14 protein-coding genes and 1 riboswitch are annotated in these 16,794 nt (G+C 46.6%); of the genes, 5 read left to right on the top strand and 9 right to left on the bottom strand.

Annotation, left to right across the window (positions count from 1 at the left end):
• Positions 1 to 4: 4 nt before the first annotated feature.
• Positions 5 to 430 carry a MarR family winged helix-turn-helix transcriptional regulator gene (locus tag KCTCHS21_RS03805; protein WP_130605203.1) on the bottom strand — a complete coding sequence of 142 codons (426 nt, stop codon included), beginning with the start codon at positions 428 to 430 and terminating at the stop codon, positions 5 to 7.
• A gap of 245 nt (positions 431 to 675) precedes the next feature.
• On the opposite strand from KCTCHS21_RS03805, the gene KCTCHS21_RS03800 reads away from it, so the two are divergent.
• Positions 676 to 1,581 (top strand): cation diffusion facilitator family transporter, encoded by a 906-nt coding sequence (locus tag KCTCHS21_RS03800; protein ID WP_130605202.1) that lies wholly within the window; start codon positions 676 to 678, stop codon positions 1,579 to 1,581.
• On the opposite strand, the gene KCTCHS21_RS31625 is transcribed toward KCTCHS21_RS03800, so the two are convergent.
• A complete protein-coding gene (locus KCTCHS21_RS31625; protein ID WP_331871787.1) occupies positions 1,574 to 1,696 on the bottom strand; it encodes a hypothetical protein in 123 nt (40 codons plus the stop codon). The two genes, KCTCHS21_RS03800 and KCTCHS21_RS31625, sit on opposite strands and share 8 nt — an antisense overlap.
• Before the next feature lie 134 nt (positions 1,697 to 1,830).
• Here KCTCHS21_RS31625 and KCTCHS21_RS03795 point away from each other — a divergent pair, with 134 nt between their 5' ends.
• Together KCTCHS21_RS03795 and KCTCHS21_RS03790 are read left to right on the top strand one after the other, a co-directional pair.
• Positions 1,831 to 3,483, top strand: a complete 1,653-nt coding sequence (locus KCTCHS21_RS03795) for an SWIM zinc finger family protein (RefSeq protein WP_130605201.1) — start codon at positions 1,831 to 1,833, stop codon at positions 3,481 to 3,483.
• Positions 3,480 to 6,509 carry a DEAD/DEAH box helicase gene (locus KCTCHS21_RS03790; RefSeq protein ID WP_130605200.1) on the top strand — a complete coding sequence of 1,010 codons (3,030 nt, stop codon included), beginning with the start codon at positions 3,480 to 3,482 and terminating at the stop codon, positions 6,507 to 6,509. Before KCTCHS21_RS03795 ends, KCTCHS21_RS03790 begins: the two co-directional genes overlap by 4 nt.
• Before the next feature lie 847 nt (positions 6,510 to 7,356).
• Here KCTCHS21_RS03790 and KCTCHS21_RS30700 read toward each other — a convergent pair.
• Entirely contained in the window at positions 7,357 to 7,641 is a 285-nt protein-coding gene (locus KCTCHS21_RS30700; protein WP_145988919.1) for a hypothetical protein, read from the bottom strand.
• Positions 7,642 to 7,712: 71 nt separating this feature from the next.
• Complete coding sequence (locus KCTCHS21_RS03780) at positions 7,713 to 8,045, bottom strand: LytTR family DNA-binding domain-containing protein (protein ID WP_157993939.1); 333 nt, start codon at positions 8,043 to 8,045, stop codon at positions 7,713 to 7,715.
• A gap of 295 nt (positions 8,046 to 8,340) precedes the next feature.
• Here KCTCHS21_RS03780 and KCTCHS21_RS03775 point away from each other — a divergent pair, with 295 nt between their 5' ends.
• On the top strand, positions 8,341 to 8,709 hold the full coding sequence (locus KCTCHS21_RS03775) for a helix-turn-helix domain-containing protein (protein ID WP_130605197.1): 369 nt from the start codon (positions 8,341 to 8,343) through the stop codon (positions 8,707 to 8,709).
• A 183-nt stretch (positions 8,710 to 8,892) separates the two neighbouring features.
• On the opposite strand, the gene KCTCHS21_RS03770 is transcribed toward KCTCHS21_RS03775, so the two are convergent.
• Both KCTCHS21_RS03770 and KCTCHS21_RS03765 read right to left on the bottom strand, forming a co-directional pair.
• On the bottom strand, positions 8,893 to 10,236 hold the full coding sequence (locus KCTCHS21_RS03770) for a cytochrome P450 (RefSeq protein WP_130605196.1): 1,344 nt from the start codon (positions 10,234 to 10,236) through the stop codon (positions 8,893 to 8,895).
• 48 nt (positions 10,237 to 10,284) lie between these two features.
• Positions 10,285 to 11,970 (bottom strand): methyl-accepting chemotaxis protein, encoded by a 1,686-nt coding sequence (locus tag KCTCHS21_RS03765; protein ID WP_162309261.1) that lies wholly within the window; start codon positions 11,968 to 11,970, stop codon positions 10,285 to 10,287.
• 268 nt (positions 11,971 to 12,238) lie between these two features.
• Positions 12,239 to 12,325: riboswitch (cyclic di-GMP riboswitch) on the top strand.
• 80 nt (positions 12,326 to 12,405) lie between these two features.
• Here KCTCHS21_RS03765 and KCTCHS21_RS03760 point away from each other — a divergent pair.
• Positions 12,406 to 13,524 (top strand): transglutaminase domain-containing protein, encoded by a 1,119-nt coding sequence (locus KCTCHS21_RS03760; protein ID WP_130605194.1) that lies wholly within the window; start codon positions 12,406 to 12,408, stop codon positions 13,522 to 13,524.
• Here the strand turns inward: KCTCHS21_RS03760 and KCTCHS21_RS03755 are convergent.
• The 3 genes from KCTCHS21_RS03755 to KCTCHS21_RS03745 are packed head-to-tail and all read right to left on the bottom strand — an operon-like array spanning position 13,514 to position 16,778.
• Positions 13,514 to 14,140 (bottom strand): hypothetical protein, encoded by a 627-nt coding sequence (locus tag KCTCHS21_RS03755; RefSeq protein WP_130605193.1) that lies wholly within the window; start codon positions 14,138 to 14,140, stop codon positions 13,514 to 13,516. The two genes, KCTCHS21_RS03760 and KCTCHS21_RS03755, sit on opposite strands and share 11 nt — an antisense overlap.
• Positions 14,137 to 15,648 carry a phytoene desaturase family protein gene (locus KCTCHS21_RS03750; protein ID WP_130605192.1) on the bottom strand — a complete coding sequence of 504 codons (1,512 nt, stop codon included), beginning with the start codon at positions 15,646 to 15,648 and terminating at the stop codon, positions 14,137 to 14,139. Before KCTCHS21_RS03750 ends, KCTCHS21_RS03755 begins: the two co-directional genes overlap by 4 nt.
• A 35-nt stretch (positions 15,649 to 15,683) precedes the next feature.
• The gene (locus KCTCHS21_RS03745) at positions 15,684 to 16,778 is read right to left on the bottom strand and encodes an extracellular solute-binding protein (protein WP_232058062.1); all 1,095 of its coding nucleotides are present in this window, start codon (positions 16,776 to 16,778) and stop codon (positions 15,684 to 15,686) included.
• Positions 16,779 to 16,794: the final 16 nt, after the last annotated feature.

The following is a 16,794-nucleotide window of genomic DNA, read 5'->3' as shown; positions in this document are numbered from 1 at the left end:
TAGCTTATTTCTTCTCTAGTTGTTCGCTTGCAGCTTGAATTTCATCCGAAAGCTTTGCACCATCATCAAAGCCAAGAATCTCAGAGTAGCTTTCCTTTAGCCTCTTGGAGGCTTGACGTATCGTTCCTTCCAATTCCTTACCTTTAACTGTGGGATAGGCTTGAACTGTTTTCCCATTTACCTTACGCTCTGCCAGCCCTTTGCCTTCCAATTTATCCATAAACCGCGTCAATGTCGATGGCGTAATAGATAACTTCTCAGACAACTCCTTCTGCGAAATCCCAGGACTCCCATTGATCAGCAAAATAAGATAACCATACATGGGACTTAATCCTGTTGATGCAAACTCTTCCTCTGCTATTCTCGTAATGGAGCGGCTTAAGCGGTTAGCGGTGAAAAATAAGCAATTACGCAGAAATCCATCATCCATATATATGCACCTGCTTTTTTTATTTTGTATGTACAACTAATATATTTTCTTTTCTCATCAGTTGTCAATATTATTTTCCATATATTACAGAGTGAAGAATAGCATTCATCTCACTTTTTTGGAGCTGCTCAACACTGTTTACCCATGCTTATTTTTAATGATAACAGCAAAACTGTTTCTCTAGACCCACACAACTTCTGTCTAGTATCATTAACTTCGATGAGTTTGGGAGCGAGGTGCGGCAAATGGAAAACAAGTATGATGACATCAAGCTAGGCGAAAAAGGCGCATGGTTAAGTATTGTCGCTTATATCATCTTATCGGCGCTGAAGCTAGCAATTGCGCATTCTACGAATTCCGAAGCACTGATGGCGGACGGATTGAATAACTCGACCGACATTGTCGCCTCACTTGCTGTCTTAATCGGCTTAAAAATTTCGCGAAAACCGGCGGATAACGATCACCGTTACGGTCATTTTCGAGCCGAGACAGTGGCCGCGCTAATTGCCTCGTTTATCATGTTTGCGGTCGGACTTCAAGTTCTCTATCAAGCCATAATGAAGTTTCGCACACCGAGCTTAGAATCACCCGACAGCATTGCGGCTTGGACAGCGATTTTTTGTGCCGTTGTTATCTATTTTGTTTATTTGTACAATTTCCGTTTAGCTAAAAAAATAAAGAGCAACGCCCTTATGGCAGCAGCACAAGACAACCGCTCGGACGCATTTGTAAGTGTTGGTGCCTTTATCGGAATTATCGGCTCTCAATTTGGACTTCCATGGCTGGATCCTCTAACAGCCTTACTTGTGGGAGGTATTATTTGTAAGACAGCTTGGGGCATTTTTCGTGACAGCTCTCATGCGCTTACCGATGGCTTCGATGATGCAGAGCTACAGGAAATTCAGCAAACCATTAACGAAATCCCAGGAGTGGAAGCGATCATCGACATTAAAGCTCGCATCCATGGAAACAACAAGCTAGTCGACGTCACGATTGGAGTGGACTATCAGCTTAACGTAAGCGAAAGCCATGAAATCACCGAAAATATAGAAAGAATAATTTATGAGGTCCATCATATCTCGCACGTTCATATTCACATTGAACCGGTTGAAGCTCCGGCTCTTCCGGCTTTGGCTAGTAAAATCATGTGATTTTCATTCCATTTTCTTGTCTATAGAAGCATGCCCCGATTCCGAGTTCAACTCCCCCAGCAAATAAAATGATCGCCGCGGAATTCAACCCTTTGACCTGAAACCCTATTTTCATAATAAGCCCTGCTTCGATTCTTCCCTCTATTATTGGATGTGCTATACTGATCGAAACAAGTCTATCTACTCGATTGCATCTAGCAGTATTCTGGTGCAAAGCATGATCCCTTTATCGGTTAGGAGCTTACAATAATGACACCAAATTATGAAATTGATGATGATCAGTGGAATATGCTCGTTCAAGACGTAGCTGATAATTTCGAAGACGTTACCCTGAATCGGGGTTTTCAATACTTTAAGCAAGCTCATGTTCTAAAGTTAACGATGCCCTCTAACCGTTCTATAGAGGCTATTGTGGAAGGCTCAGAAAATTATCATGTCTCCATTGATTTGGATTTTTTCACGACAAGCCGTTGTGATTGTCCGGTGAAGGGCTTCTGCAAGCATATGTTTGCAGCACTCCTCAAATATGCAGACCTTCATAATCGATCTATTCACACGTTAGTGAACGCCAAATCGGTCACCGCACCCCAACCATCTGCTAAGCCTGTTTCTCATGCGATGAGCTATAGCAAAGCTAAGAAAATTGAAGCAAGTAACGCGGCTAAAGAAGCAGCAGAGATTAAAGAGCAAGCTTCTCAAATGAAAAGTATGAGTGTGCATGAGTGGCATGAATTGTTTGAGCGCTGCACTGCACGTTTAAGTCAACGCTCTCAGAATATACAATTTTCCCAAGACGCTCTAAAAGCCATTTATAAGATTAAACCTGAGCTCCCACCTGTTTTAGATCTCTTTTTCAGTCTACATGCCCGTCTATTCATTCTCTCCGAGCTATCGAAGCTGCCTCAGGATCAGTCTGGATATATGTACTCTTATCTCGCTTATCACGCTCACCATGCAGCTTCCGATATACAGGAAACGGTTGAGAAGCTGATTGAAAGTATCATTATCCCGGCAGCTGAGCCCGATAACGCCTCACTAGTCGCGCAAACTATCATCCATTTACGTAAGAAAATGCTTGTGGAAAAGAATGATAAACATTACTTCTTGTATAACTACTTGGGCGCCTGGACCCTCTGGATGTCCCCCACTTTGGACAATGAGGACCTTTGCTCAACTGAGCTTAAGCAGCTTGCGCAAGAAGCACAGGAGCTCGGATCAACCCTCTCTTCAATTACCTACTCCATTGCCCAAAGCGGAATGCATCTGTATCAAGGTCATGATGATGTCGCAAAAAGCCTGCTTAATAAGGCGCAAGAGAAGAATAATATCCCCGAGGATAGTATCATATTTTTCCTAGTGCACCTTTCGCAGAACGAGCAATGGGAACGCTTGACGAATTGGCTAATAGAAGTTGCTCCTCTGTTCACTGTAAGACGAAGCCCTAGTATTCTAGTTTATGCTGGCTATTGGGATCTGGCCGCCCAACACTTGCCTCGAGCAGAGCAACAAATGTGGGAAACTCTCGCTTCCATGCTTCCTCATTCTCGCGCTATATACGAGGAGAAGCTGTTGATTAATGAAAAGTGGGAGCGCTGGATTGACTACCATCTGACCATGAATAGCGACCCTCTCGATTTCCGGGTAGCTGAGCTACAGCCCTTGGAGAAAAATGCTCCTGAGGTGCTGCTCCCCTTCTACCACCAGGCTATTGAGAAATATGTGCTTCTTAAAAACCGGGATGCCTACAAATCCGCCGTTAAAATGTTAAAAAGATTAGCTAAGCTATACAAAAAAATGAAGCAAGAGCAGCGTTGGGAGCTTTTTTTCGACTCATTCTTAAGCCGTAATAGTCGGCTACGGGCGCTGCAAGAGGAGCTTAGGAAAGGAAAACTGCTGCAATGAGTATGTATACGGAATCGCTCAGTATAGTAACCATTTTTGATGGACAAGGAAATGCTTTGATTCACGGCTCTTATAACGAGCACACCTATGCATCCGGAGTAGCGCTTAAGCATGCTCTATTCGCTTGGCACGAGGCTTCCTTCTACGGTACCGAGCTAGAAACCCGTTATATCGAAGGGCTTGAGCTTGTCCTACTGCCCGCCGAGATGGTCATTCCATTTTTCGCTGAGCCTAAGTCTCTAAGACATGTAGAGTGGATTTGGACCGACTTAGCGGCACATTTAGTGCAAATCGCTCCCTTACTAGGTGCATTAATCGATGACAAACATTACATTCCTAGCTATTCTGCTTTCCAATCGGGTAAGCTGCAATGGACTTGGGATGAAGAGATTTTAGAGTCAGATGAACGGGCTTTATTTGATGAATTGAGCACTGAACCTGACTTTGTCGAAGCGTTGAAGGCAGCCTTCTCTGCTTCAGTTTTTCATAATCACTATGGGACTGAGGCGACGGCTTCCGATTTGAGGAGAGAGCATCCCCTGCTTTTCTCTAAAAATCATACCGTTGCTACAGGCATGGACGAGAAGGAATGGTTAGTCTCCATTGGCTGGAAAGCAGACAACGCTCCCTTCCGCCCGGCTTTACAGCTGCTTGAACCCGATGATGAGGTGGCTGCATGGCGTCTTCAGCTTGTCCTGCAAAATAAACGGGACGCTGCCGGAATTTCACATGTTCGGATGAATGATTACGGCGAGGTTTTTGGGTCGTGGCCTAGCGAGTGGACAACACATATTAGGCAGCGCTCTGCCAGTTGGCTGGAGAGACTGCGAGTAAGTCTTCCTGCGGGAATTCTGAATACAGAGAACGAGGATATTCTTTCCGGTGAACTGAATGATGAGGTAGCTTGGCGGTTCTTAACTGCGGACAGCCAGCGCCTGCTGGAATCCGGATGGCAAGTGCTTCTTCCCGCATGGTGGGAAGCTGCTAGTCGGAAGAAGCCTCGGCTTCGTGCTAAGGTTAGCTCCGGTGAAGGAAGCCGAGCTGGCGGCTCGTTGTTCGGGCTTGATTCTATTATCGATTTCAATTGGCGCATTGCTATTGGTGAAATCGATTTGTCTGAAGCTGAATTCGCAGAGCTTGTGGCGAAGAATGTAAGGCTTGTACGCTTCAGGGGAGAATGGATTCAGCTCGACCCTGCTTTGCTCGCTCAAATTCGCAGAGCAATGGCCAGTGTTGATAAAAATCAAGGTCTTTCCTTCCAGGACGTGCTGCAGCTTCACCTTCTTGGAAGTTCAGAGAGCATCCCAGCAGAGGATGGGAGCTCCGCCGAGGAAGAAGCTGAGAATGCTGAGCGTGTTAGGCTCGAAGTCGAGCTGAACGAGCATCTAATCAAGCTAATCAGCCAGCTGAATCAGCAGACGGAGCATCCGAAGCTAGCTGTTCCGGATGGACTCCGAGCGGAGCTCCGGCCTTATCAGCAGGAAGGCTACGCATGGCTTTCCTTCCTGCGCCGGTTTGGTCTCGGTGCTTGCCTTGCAGACGACATGGGGCTTGGCAAAACCGTGCAGTTGATTGCTTACCTGCTGCATATTAAAGAAAACACACCTGATGCTGATCCCAACAAGCGACCTTCGCTCATTATTTGTCCAACCTCTGTTCTGGGTAATTGGCAGAAGGAAATTAACCGGTTTGCTCCTTCTCTGAAGGTTATGCTGCATTACGGAAGCGGTCGCCTTGTAGGAGAAGCGTTTGTTGAGGAAGCGATGAACGCAGATGTTGTGCTTACCTCTTACGCAACTTGCTCTCTTGATCAAGAAACGCTGCAGGGTCTAACCTGGACCTCTATTAGTCTTGATGAGGCACAAAATATTAAAAATGCTCAAACCAAACAATCCACTGTTGTGCGAAGCCTTCCTGCAAAGCATCGCATCGCGCTCACCGGAACGCCTATCGAGAATCGATTGGCGGAGCTTTGGTCTCTATACGATTTTATTAACCCAGGCTATTTGGGAAGCTCTCGCGAATTTAACAATCAGTTCGCTAATGCGATAGAGAAAGAAAAGGATGGGCAGCGTACGGCCGACCTTCAGCGGTTGATTAAGCCTTTCATGCTGCGCCGGAAGAAAAGAGACCCTGCTATCCAGCTTGATTTACCAGATAAGAACGAGATGAAAACCTATGTCAATCTGACTGCAGAGCAAGGCGCGCTCTATGAGCAAACAGTTAATGAACTCATGGAGAAAATGCAGAAGCTTGAGGGCATCGAACGTAAGGGAGCTATCCTTGCTACGCTTACTCGGCTTAAGCAGCTATGTGATCACCCGATACTGCTGACGAAGGAAGCTTTGCCTGAGGATGCTTCTGCAGCGGCTTTGGCATTGGGATCTGTTAGCGCGTCAGGTTCAAGTTCTGCTGCGGCTGCGGTGTCGGCTGATGGTACAATCCTCGATACCGAATTGTTAATTAGCCGATCTTCGAAGCTGGAACGCCTGCTCGCAATGGTTAAAGAGCTTCGAGAAGAGGGCGAGCGCTGCCTTATTTTCACACAGTACATTGGCATGGGGGAAATGCTCAAGCTTGTTCTTGAGCAAGAGCTTCAGGAGCCTGTGCTTTACCTGAACGGAAGCACGTCTAAGGCAGCTCGCGATCGCATGATTGACCAGTTCCAATCAGCCGAGCAACCCCCTGCTGCTGATCAGCCGAACGCGTTTATTCTCTCACTTAAAGCAGGCGGTGTCGGCCTAAACCTGACCGCGGCAAACCACGTATTTCACTTCGACCGTTGGTGGAATCCGGCCGTCGAGAACCAAGCAACAGACCGCGCCTACCGCATAGGCCAGACTCGTGATGTTCAAGTACACAAGTTTATCTCCCTCGGCACACTGGAGGAGCGCATCGATGAGATGCTCGAAAGCAAGCAGCAGCTTAGCGAGAACGTCATCTCCTCCTCCGAAGGCTGGATAACCGAGCTTTCCACGGACGAGCTGAAGGACCTCTTTACCCTACGCCGGAGCGTGATTGGGTAAAGTTGGCTGCTAATTGAGCCGAAGATGCGCTGCGGATTGGCGGGCGACTTAGCCCCACCTGCTCCGAGCGGTCGAATTGACTCGTTCGGAGCAGGTGGGGCTATCTATTTTAATCCCCCGGGGTTGAGTATGCGTGGCTCGGATAGTAACATTTGTGGCAACTTAGTAGCCCTCAGTGCGTTATTCCGCCGCGGATGAGCAATTTCGTCGATCTTAGTAGCCCTCAGTGCGCTATTCCGACGCGGATGAGCATTTCCGACGATCTTAGTAGCCCTCAGTGCGTTATTTCGCTGCAGATGAGCTTTTGCGGTGATCTTAGTAGCCCTCAGTGCGTTATTCCGGCGCGGATGAGCTTTTGCGACGATCTTAGTAGCCCTCAGTGCGTTATTTCGCCGAGGATGAGCTTTTGCGGCTCCCTTAGTAGCCCTCAGTGCGTTATTCCGACGAAGATGGGCTTTTACGGCGATCTTAGTAGCCCTCAGTGCGTTATTCCGACGCGGATGAGCTTTTGCTGCTCCCTTAGTAGCCCTCAGTGCGTTATTTCGCCGCAGATGAGCTTTTGCGACGAGCTTAGTAGCCCTCAGTGTGTTTTTTCGGCGCGGATGGCAATATTCGGTGGGCTTAGTTAATCGAGGCTACAGTTAGTGTATAAAGTTGAAGTACGCAACGAAGCAGCTCCATATCAAAAAAACGATAAAAGGCGCTACCCTGTCTGGGTTAGTGTCTTTTACCGTTAGAATCTACCTTAGAAGTTAAGTTAGACATCCCGATAGAAACTCCATTAGAAGTTAACTTAGACGTTACATTAGCATTCCGATAGAAATCCCCTTGGAGATTCCCTTAGACATCAAAAATGCCGCTCCAATTTGGCTTTCTTTATCCGCTTATGTAATGCATTATTGCACACGATTACCAAGGACGCGCCACAAACTATACCAAACGAAGCTGCTGTCATCGCTGTGACACCTGAGCTTAAAGCGATTGTATCCACTGTCACGCCTAAAGTTGCTCCTACTGCCATAACAACCATTGCTAACACTTTGCCTATTGAGGAGGATAACATCGTACGGATTGTTACTATAACAGCCACCGTAGCTAGCACTCCTGCTAATCCGGTTAAGAGCATTGTCATCGCCTACTCTAGTAAATTTGATTCCTTTACTAGATTTGACTAATCTCAACTAATCTAAACGTTAGTGTGTATTATTTTTGTGGAAAATGATTCGCTACTTCCTGATTCATTTTGCGGGAAACAGGCACCCATAGTCCCCCGTTGCTTGTCCTCAGCTTTATCACATTTAAGTCCGCGTCAAAGGCCTCAATACTTCTTGTGTTCACAACTGTCCCTCGGTCTATCCGGATAAACCCCGCATCTTGCAGCAGCAAAGTCCAATCCTTCACCTTGGATAACACTCTATATTTTTCATCATAGGAATAGATAGCTAGTTCCCCTGCCCCGTTGGTCTGCAAATAAACAATGTTCTGCGCATCCAACAAACAGAAGTCCCCTTTTGTATTCAGCATCGGTAACAGCATCACTCTTCCCTCATTCTCAAGTGACATAGAATACAATCCGTACCATCGGAAATGATATTAATGAACACCATAATTCAGCCCATTAATAACTTAACATCTTAATTATAGCTTTAAATAATATCAATGAATACTATTTTTATCAAAAACTATATTCATCGACTCATTCATTCCCTTCAGCCGTTTCTCTACACTTTAATCAGAGCTGAGTTTTACTGCACTACAAGCACCTTTATGTACACATACATAGCTTAACGTTATTAATAATTGCCTTAATTAAAGAGGTGTGAAAAATAGGATGGAAATCAATATTCTTAAGCTCGTGGGGAAACGTATTCGAAGCCTCAGGAAAGAACGTGACATGTCGCAGGAGCTGCTGGGGGAGAAGGGTGGCTTTCATTATTCCTATATTGGACAGATTGAAAGAGGAGAGAAAAATATCTCCCTCCTTAATCTCGCTAAGATCTCCGCCGCATTAGACGTGAGTATAGCACAATTGTTTACCTATCTTGATGAAGAAGAGAAGCGTACAGAGTCCGAATCTGATTTGCAGGAAATTCTAACAACCTTGAGAAACCAGATGCCTGATCAGGTAAAAATGGTGCGGAATGTCGTGCGGGAGATATTAGGAGAGCACGATAAATATTCGACTGACAGCTCACGCTAGGCTAATTAAAGCCATTGCGGATAACGATGCCGACATAGTAACTGTGAATCCACTACTACTCATCATCCAATGCAGGGACAGTTACTGTTTATCCGCTACCCTTTAACTTTGCTGCTTATCCACTGCCATCACCGGTATCGTTTATCCACTTATCTTATCCGTTACCACTCACCCGCTGCCCCACTACCTACGCTTCGGCACCATCCACCGACCATTTTTTATGCGCAGGGATACTAGGGGCTCTGGTATGGCCTCACCTTGTCCGGGAGAGGATGTGAACTCAAATTTTTCAGCAAGTGTGCCCATAATGAGACCGGCTTCGAGTAAGGCAAACTGCGAGCCAATGCATCCCCTGGAGCCACCTCCGAACGGAAAATAAGCAAATCGAGCCCATTGAGACACCCCACCATCAAACCGGTCTGGGCGGAATGAGGAAGCATCACCGAACACCTTGTCATTCCGATGGATTGCATAGGGACTGATTAGAAAGCTGCTATTGTTCGGAAAATGATCCCCCAACATATCCAACGCACGGTTTGATTCCCGAAGAATTGCCCACGCTGGAGGATACAGTCGAAGCGTCTCTTGCACGATCTGCTTAGTGAAGCTCATCTCCCGATAATGCTCATAAGCAGTCAGTTGCTGGCCAGACTGCTCTTCCTTCTCTCTAATCTGATTCAGCTCCGCATACATGCGATGCAATGCGTCCGGAGTACGCTCCAGACAGTACCAAGCCCATACTAGAGCATTGGCCGTCGTCTCATGTCCAGCTAACAGCATCGTCATCATCTGATCACGAATTTCTTGGTCGCTCAGAGAGCCCCCTGACTCATCCTTCGTATCGAGCAATAGCCCCAGCATGGTGTCCGCATAAGCTTCTGGGTCTTGTTTTGCCTTCGATATCGTCTCATATATCATGGCCTCCAAAGTCCGAATAGCCCGTTTATGCCTGACATTACCTGGCGTTGGAACAGAGAAGGGTAAAATAATAGGTGAAAAGATAGTACCCGCACTCTGACGAATGGTCACATCCACCGCTTCCGCAAGCTCAGCCTTGTCTCCAGCAAGCTCGGTGTTGAACAAGCTACGCGCGATAATTCCCAGCGTCAGCTGCATCATAATCTCATGCATCGGAACAGGCTGCCCCTCCTCAAGAGAATCCGCAAGTCGCAAGGTTTCATCCCGAACAATCTGAGCATAAGTCTGAATGCGTTCCTTATAGAATACGGGTATTAAATATTTCTTCTGCTGCTTATGAACCGAATGCTCTGAGGTTAGAAGACCGTCCCCAATGGTTCTGCGCAGAACGTTAGAGCTTCTCCCCTTGCGGAAATGCTGCTCTTGATGCACAAGAATTTCTTGGACAAAATCAGGTGAATTCACAACAAAAGTAGGGCGCAACGAGCTAGTCCTCAACGATACAACATCACCCATTGGCAATGCATCTACCAGAAACCCAAGGGGGTCCCGTTGAAACTTGATGAAATTGGCTGTCCGTGAGGTTGGAATACCATACACTCGAGTCACAATCGTTCTCCCCTTCGTGAACCTGTTAATGTTGACGGTGCTTCCAAGCTAAATCTTGAATTTATTGGATAGCTGCTTCATATTGTCCGACATTTGGGTTAGATTGTTGGCCGACGCTGAGATTTCCTCCAAGGAAGCCAGCTGCTCCTCAGATACTGCCGATATACTATTTGCCGCTCCTGAGGATTTCGATGAAACACTTTCCATCTGCTGCAATGACGCTGAAATTTCCTGAGCGCTGGCTGACATCTCCTCTGCCGCAGCCGATGCTTCCTCAGCTTGACCTACGACACTACGAGTCGCCTCAAGAATTCGAGCAAAAGCTTCTCCTGTTAGATTAATGGAGGCTGCCCCTGCTACTACCTCATGCTCACCCTTCTGCATAGCTAAGCCTGCATCTGTAATATCCTCGACGATATGTTCGATCAGCTCAGTTACCTGTGCTGCGGATTCATCAGAGCGCTCGGCGAGCTTACGAATTTCACTAGCGACGACGGCGAAGCCTTTGCCGTGCTCTCCCGCTCTGGCTGCTTCTATTGAAGCGTTCAGAGCCAGAAGATTCGTCTGTGAGGAAATATCCCTGATCGCTACAGCAATCTCACCTATTTGGTGGGAACGTTCGTTGAGCTGATGAATGACTGCACTGAGATCAGCGACTGTTCGGCTCACTGACTTCATCTGTGCAGAGGATTGCATAATGAGCTCATTACCTGCTTCCGCTTCTTCTAACGTCGCCGCTGATGCTTCGAATGTCGTTGTGGAGGAAGAGGCAATGCGCCCTATACCGTCCGTCATCTCTTCCATTGCCCTAGAGGTTTCCTCAATGCTAACTGCTTGTGTTTCATTGTTAATAGCAAGCTCAGAAAGAGATTGCGAAGACTGGTGAACGGCTTGCACTGTCTCTCCGATAATATTCGATAACCGAGCAGAGGATGATGCCAAAGCATTGGCGCTTAACAGTTGGTTACCAGCGAGCTCCTTGAGATTGTTATTCAAGCTGTTGAATGAGGCAGTAAGCAATCCAACCTCATCCTTGCTTGTGACAATAACATCCTCCCCACTTAAGTCTCCATCTGCCATACGTTGCGCTTGCTCTGAAATTCGTATAATAGGTCGCGAGATATGAAGGGCAAAGAACGTTAGAATGCTGCTTCCTATTAGCAAACAAATTCCGAGCGTAATGACCATTGTTTTCATAATACTCTTCTGAACACCGTTATAATCCTGCTCATAAGAACCCGCTGCAATAACCCATCCCCACTCGGGAGATAAATTCGCAAACACAACTTTACTTGCTTCCTTTGTGGATTCCGGGAGAGGCCAGTCATAATGCGTAAATCCTCCGCCATTTTTCGCAGCTTTCACCATGTCCTGTATGTAGTAAGTCCCATCAGAGGCCTCTTTATCCCATATATTCTGTCCCTCAAGCTTAGGATGCGCCAATAGGGTTCCCTTTTCATCAAGAATGAAGAAATAACCGTTCTCTCCCAAATCGATCGCTTTATTAATTGTGCGTTGTCCATCCTTCTGTTTATCACCCAAAAGAATTACTCGTAAACTTTCCTGCGCTTCCTCCAAAGTCATGGACCCGTTACGGACGGAATTGTTCAAGGAGGTTAATACCTCACCGGCCATCTCTACGCTGTTCTTCAGCCCGTTCTCTAGCAGAGTGGTCGTCTCTTTCGTTATTTGGATGTAGGTTACTCCTCCTAAAACAAGAATAGGAACAACCATAAGCAAAGAACATACGAATAAAAGCTTTCTCCGTATAGTAATCTTAAGCCTCTTTCCAACCTTTTGTGATCCCATCATATTCCCTCCATGCTGCTTAGCCTCTATTGTTTGGTTATATATACCTAAATATAAGGGGTTTGAACTGAAAAACCAAACGATTGTCACAATTAAAAAAAGGTTTTATATCGTTATGAGTCAATTGTGTGAATGAATTCATAAATACTATTTGCTCGAAATAGTTCGTTTATTGTGGTATATTGCAAGCAATAACTATAAAAGGCAAACTAGTGGAAACGCTAGGACGCAAAGCTACGGATCTACAGACCATCAAGGTTACGACCGCCGGGCTGCCACGAATATTCCACACGCGGCAGACTCTGGAAATAGAGTCTTTTTTGTTTTATTTTTAACCCGTATGAAGGAGGTTAGGTCACTGTGAATATAAGATCAATTTTACTCGCATGTGCAGTTCTATTAGGGACTAGCTACATTACAGCAGAATTCAAGCCCTCAATAGTACGAGCAGCAGAAAGCTCGACATCACAGGATGAGCTTCAGCAAGAAATTATAGATGCGCTAAATGAGCGTCTCAGCTCACTTACTGTCACTTATTCCGCACCAAGAGCTACTCTAAAGCAGAATATACGAGACACTTTGAACGCAGCCGTTCAATCAGACGATTATATGCATTATACGGTTAAGACCTTTGGTTACGATGCTACTATAGAGGACGATACAGCAAATATAACTTTCCAGTTTACCTATTGGGAAACCTTAGCTCAGACGAATGAGGTTAAGAAAATAGTTGCCAAAACACTGGATCAAATTTTGACCCGTGGGATGAATGATCATCAGAAGGTTAAAGCCATTCACGACTGGATTGTTACTCGCGTCGCTTATGATACCCGCCTCATCGCGCACTCTGCTTATGATGGTCTTGTTAACGGCAAAACCGTCTGTCAAGGCTACGCTGTCCTGACCTATGAGATGATGAATCAGGCTGGTATTCCGGTGAAAATCGTTGAAGGCACGTCGCGAGGGATTGCTCATACCTGGAACCTAGTCCAGCTAGACGGCAAGTGGTACCATCTTGACACGACTTGGGATGATCCCGTGCCAGATGTTAAAGGTAGAGTGGATTATAGCTATTACAATTTAACGGATGCTCAGATTGAGAAAGACCACAGATGGGAAAGGTCCTCCCTTTATCCTAAAGCTGTAACTTCGTACGATCAGACACTAAGCTCGCTAGCCAAAAAAGATTCGTCCAAGGCAGCCTTCTATAATAAGCTATACGAGCAGTTGGGTTATCTCTATCTCACCGACGCCTATACAGCAACAAGCTTAAAGAGTCTAACAGACAAAATCACCGCAGCGGTAAGCAAACGCCAGAAGGAATTGGTTATTCGATATACAAGAGGGGCCACCCTTATGTCCGACATGAAAAAAGCTTTCGCCGCCCAGAAGGGGCTCTCTGGCGTCAGTTATACGTATGAAAACTATACCCGGTCCGGAACTAACGACAAGCTTCTTCGTATAACTCTTAAATATTAAGACGGGGCTGTGCATATTGTAATATGGCTATTGCAGCCCGTTCCCGACGATCCATGTCCTCACTGCGCATAGCCTGACTTAGTATATGGAGCGCTTCCTCAACAAGCTTCGGGTCGACTCGCATCTGATTTCCCGTTTCTTCCAATGACTTAGATAACCAGCTTTCTATTAAAGTGGAGGTAACGGGCAAACCAAATCTCGATACGTTGCTAGAATGGTTGAGCAAATGCTGCAGCTCGCCTTTCAGCTCTAAGCGAGGAAGACTCTTTAACCAAGTTACTCCTCTCCTATGACTCCCATCTACTTCTTCAGCTTCAAGACTGCCTACATAAAAATAATCACCTAGATCACCCAAATGCACCTCGTCCTCATCGCCAACTATGACATAATCTCCATCCGTCATGTCATGTACGAAGGTGCTAACCTCCTCCAATGCAGCTTCTAGCTCTTGGCCATGAACATTATAGACACTAGCTAAGCGCTCCTTCAATTCCTCCCTGCTCGAATTTTCCAAGTCGCCTAAGCCTGACCAGCCAATACTTACATAGTTATGCTCGAGGTAAGCCGCCATGCGATTGACCCCATCTGTAGTCGATTTCATCTGAAACAAGTTCATCGGTTAATCCTCCTAGCCTTATTTGGGTTCCGTCCCATTACCGCACGGGCTGCATAAAATCCGCTTAGCGCTGCTGAGAGTGTTCCGGGCCCGGGGAATACTTGCTCGCCTGCAAACACTAACGCCGGATGAGCTCCCTTACTGCCACTAGGCTTACGAATGGCATTACGGACGGTAAGTGGAAAGCCTCCCACTCGGCTTTTACCGACATACTTCTTATAAGTCGTTGGTGTTCCAGCCTGTATATGTATTAAATGCTGACGAAATTCTGGATAAACCTTCTCGACCTCACTCACGATTGCCGTAATCATACTCTCTTTAGCCAAGTTATAATCGGCTTTCTCTTTCCCCTTCCAGTCTCTCGCTGGTAAATGAACTGAAATGGTGAGCAGAATCTCCCTAGCGCGTTCCTGATTATCATCATTAGCGGCAGGATGAGCGGTCACATATACGGGGCCATTACTCTCCGGAAGCAGCTTCTGATCTTGAGTTGGAACGATCTGCCAAGCAAACGGATGCCCTAATTTCGTTAATGTTTGATGCAGCTGATTAGTCAGTTCCTCCGATACGATAGCATCAATTCTGAAAGCTCCCCAGCCCTCAATCGTCTCAGCTTCGACTAATGCTTTTCCGTCCCATTGGAGGCCCGTTGCGTTAACGATTGTGTCAAATACGTACTCCTGTGTTCTACTGCTAATTAGCCACTGCTTACTCTCATAACGCATCTCTGTCACCGGCTTACGATGTAGCAGCTGCCCTCCAAGCTGAATAAATCGCTCCTCCAATTTCTCAACAAGACCACCGAAGCCTCCCTCAATGGCAAAGCTTCCATAGCGATAAATATCCAGTGCAAGCGCCGAGGGCAGAAGAGCTGCATGCTTACAATCCGTCTGAGCGGCATCGACTAGCTGAGCATTCAGGAAGGAGCGAAAAACAGTATAGTCACTTAAGCCATGCTTACGAAGTAAGTCTTCAACTGTTTGTAGGCTGTAAGGAGCTAGTCGCAGCAGCTTAATTGGCTTGCGGAGAATGAGCTTAGGGAAGCTACCGAGCTGGTAAAGTCGGTTAAGAGGAAAAGCAACCCGGGATCTAGTAACTGCAATTACCTGCTCCGCTACCTGAGAAAGCTCCCTCCAGAAGCGTAGCACGGAGTCCGACCGCTCGTGGAATACAGCAGCTAGCTCCTGTTCCCATAGCTGTCGATCCTGATAGAGTGACACCGTACGGTCAGGGAGAACGACATCCACGGCATGCTCCATAGCAACAGCATGGATATCCACGCCAATCTCATCTAACAATTCGCGAAAAATCCCATTGGATTCTAGTCCATAAGCCATTGTTGCCCCAGTTGGATAGGTTCGCCCACCACGAGTATAATGACCAGCACTACCCCCTGCGTAAGCAGCCTTCTCTAGGATAGTTACTTGATATCCCGCTTGTGCCAAATAGATCGCTGCAATTAATCCGCCGATTCCTGCCCCAAGTACACCTATCCGCTCGCCGCCCATATGTTTTATTCCTTTTCCATATTTATTTCATTGCCTTACAACCAGCCTACTCTTTCAAATATGCCAATCGCTTTCTGTCTATATGTCTCGAAATCAGCAAAATCGAGCTTCTGAGTCTTAAAGGTTCCCCAAGATTTTAATAGCTCCGGCACCTCCGCATCCTCATTAACCGGAAATTCGAAGCTCCCTTGCGCCAATAGCGACTGACCTTCCTTGCTCGTCATATATTCGACCAGCTTCAAGGCATTTCCTTCGTTACTGGAATAGCGAGCGAGACCGATCCCACTTATATTAAGATGTGCCCCTGTCGTCTCTTGATTAGGAAAGAACACACCCAGCCCGTCCGGAATACGTGCCTCCGCCGAATCGGCTGATACCGAAAGCTGACCCACGTAATACGTGTTCATAATCGCGACATCCCCGATACCCTCAGCAATTGCTTTTGCTTGGTCCCGGTCTCCCCCTTCAGGAGCACGTGCTAGATTTTTAACGATGCCGTTTGCCCATTGCTCCGCACGCTCTTCTCCATTCAGGGCAATAAATGACGCGAGTAGAGATTGATTGTACAAATTGGAGTGGGATCTAACGAGAACCCTACCCTTCCATTTATCTTCGGTTAAACTCTCGTAGGTTGATAATTCCTCTCTCCGAACCCTATCCTTCGCATAGACAATCACCCTTGCCCGTGTGGTAACACCAATCCAATAATGCTCGGGTTCCCGCCACTTCGGAGGAACCTGTTGATCTATCTTATCTGAAAAAAGAGGCTTAAGCACGCCACTGCGTTTAGCATAGTTTAATACTCCTCCATCCACGGTGAAAAAGAGATCCGCATCGGATGACTCTCCCTCCCGCTTCATCAGCTCAACCAATTCCTCAGCCGTGCCTTTTATCTCGTTTACCTCAATACCGGTTTCCTTGGTGAAGGCAGCGAACAAAGCGGTGTCCGCCGCGTAATGTCTAGCCGTATATACGGTAACGGCTTGCCCCTTCCTCACGGAAGCATGGGTTTGGAGCTGCGAGCCGTCATTTGACTGCTGAGCGTTTTCTTGCCCCATTTTCCCAGAGCCACTTATTCCGCAGCCCGCACAAATCAGCATCATCACAACCATTATCGTAATCCGCTTCATTAAATCCCCTCCCTTC

The organism is Cohnella abietis (assembly GCF_004295585.1).
Lineage (GTDB): Bacteria > Bacillota > Bacilli > Paenibacillales > Paenibacillaceae > Cohnella > Cohnella abietis.
The sequence above is the reverse complement of the archived record's forward strand: the minus strand, read 5'-3'. Positions and strand labels throughout refer to the sequence as shown.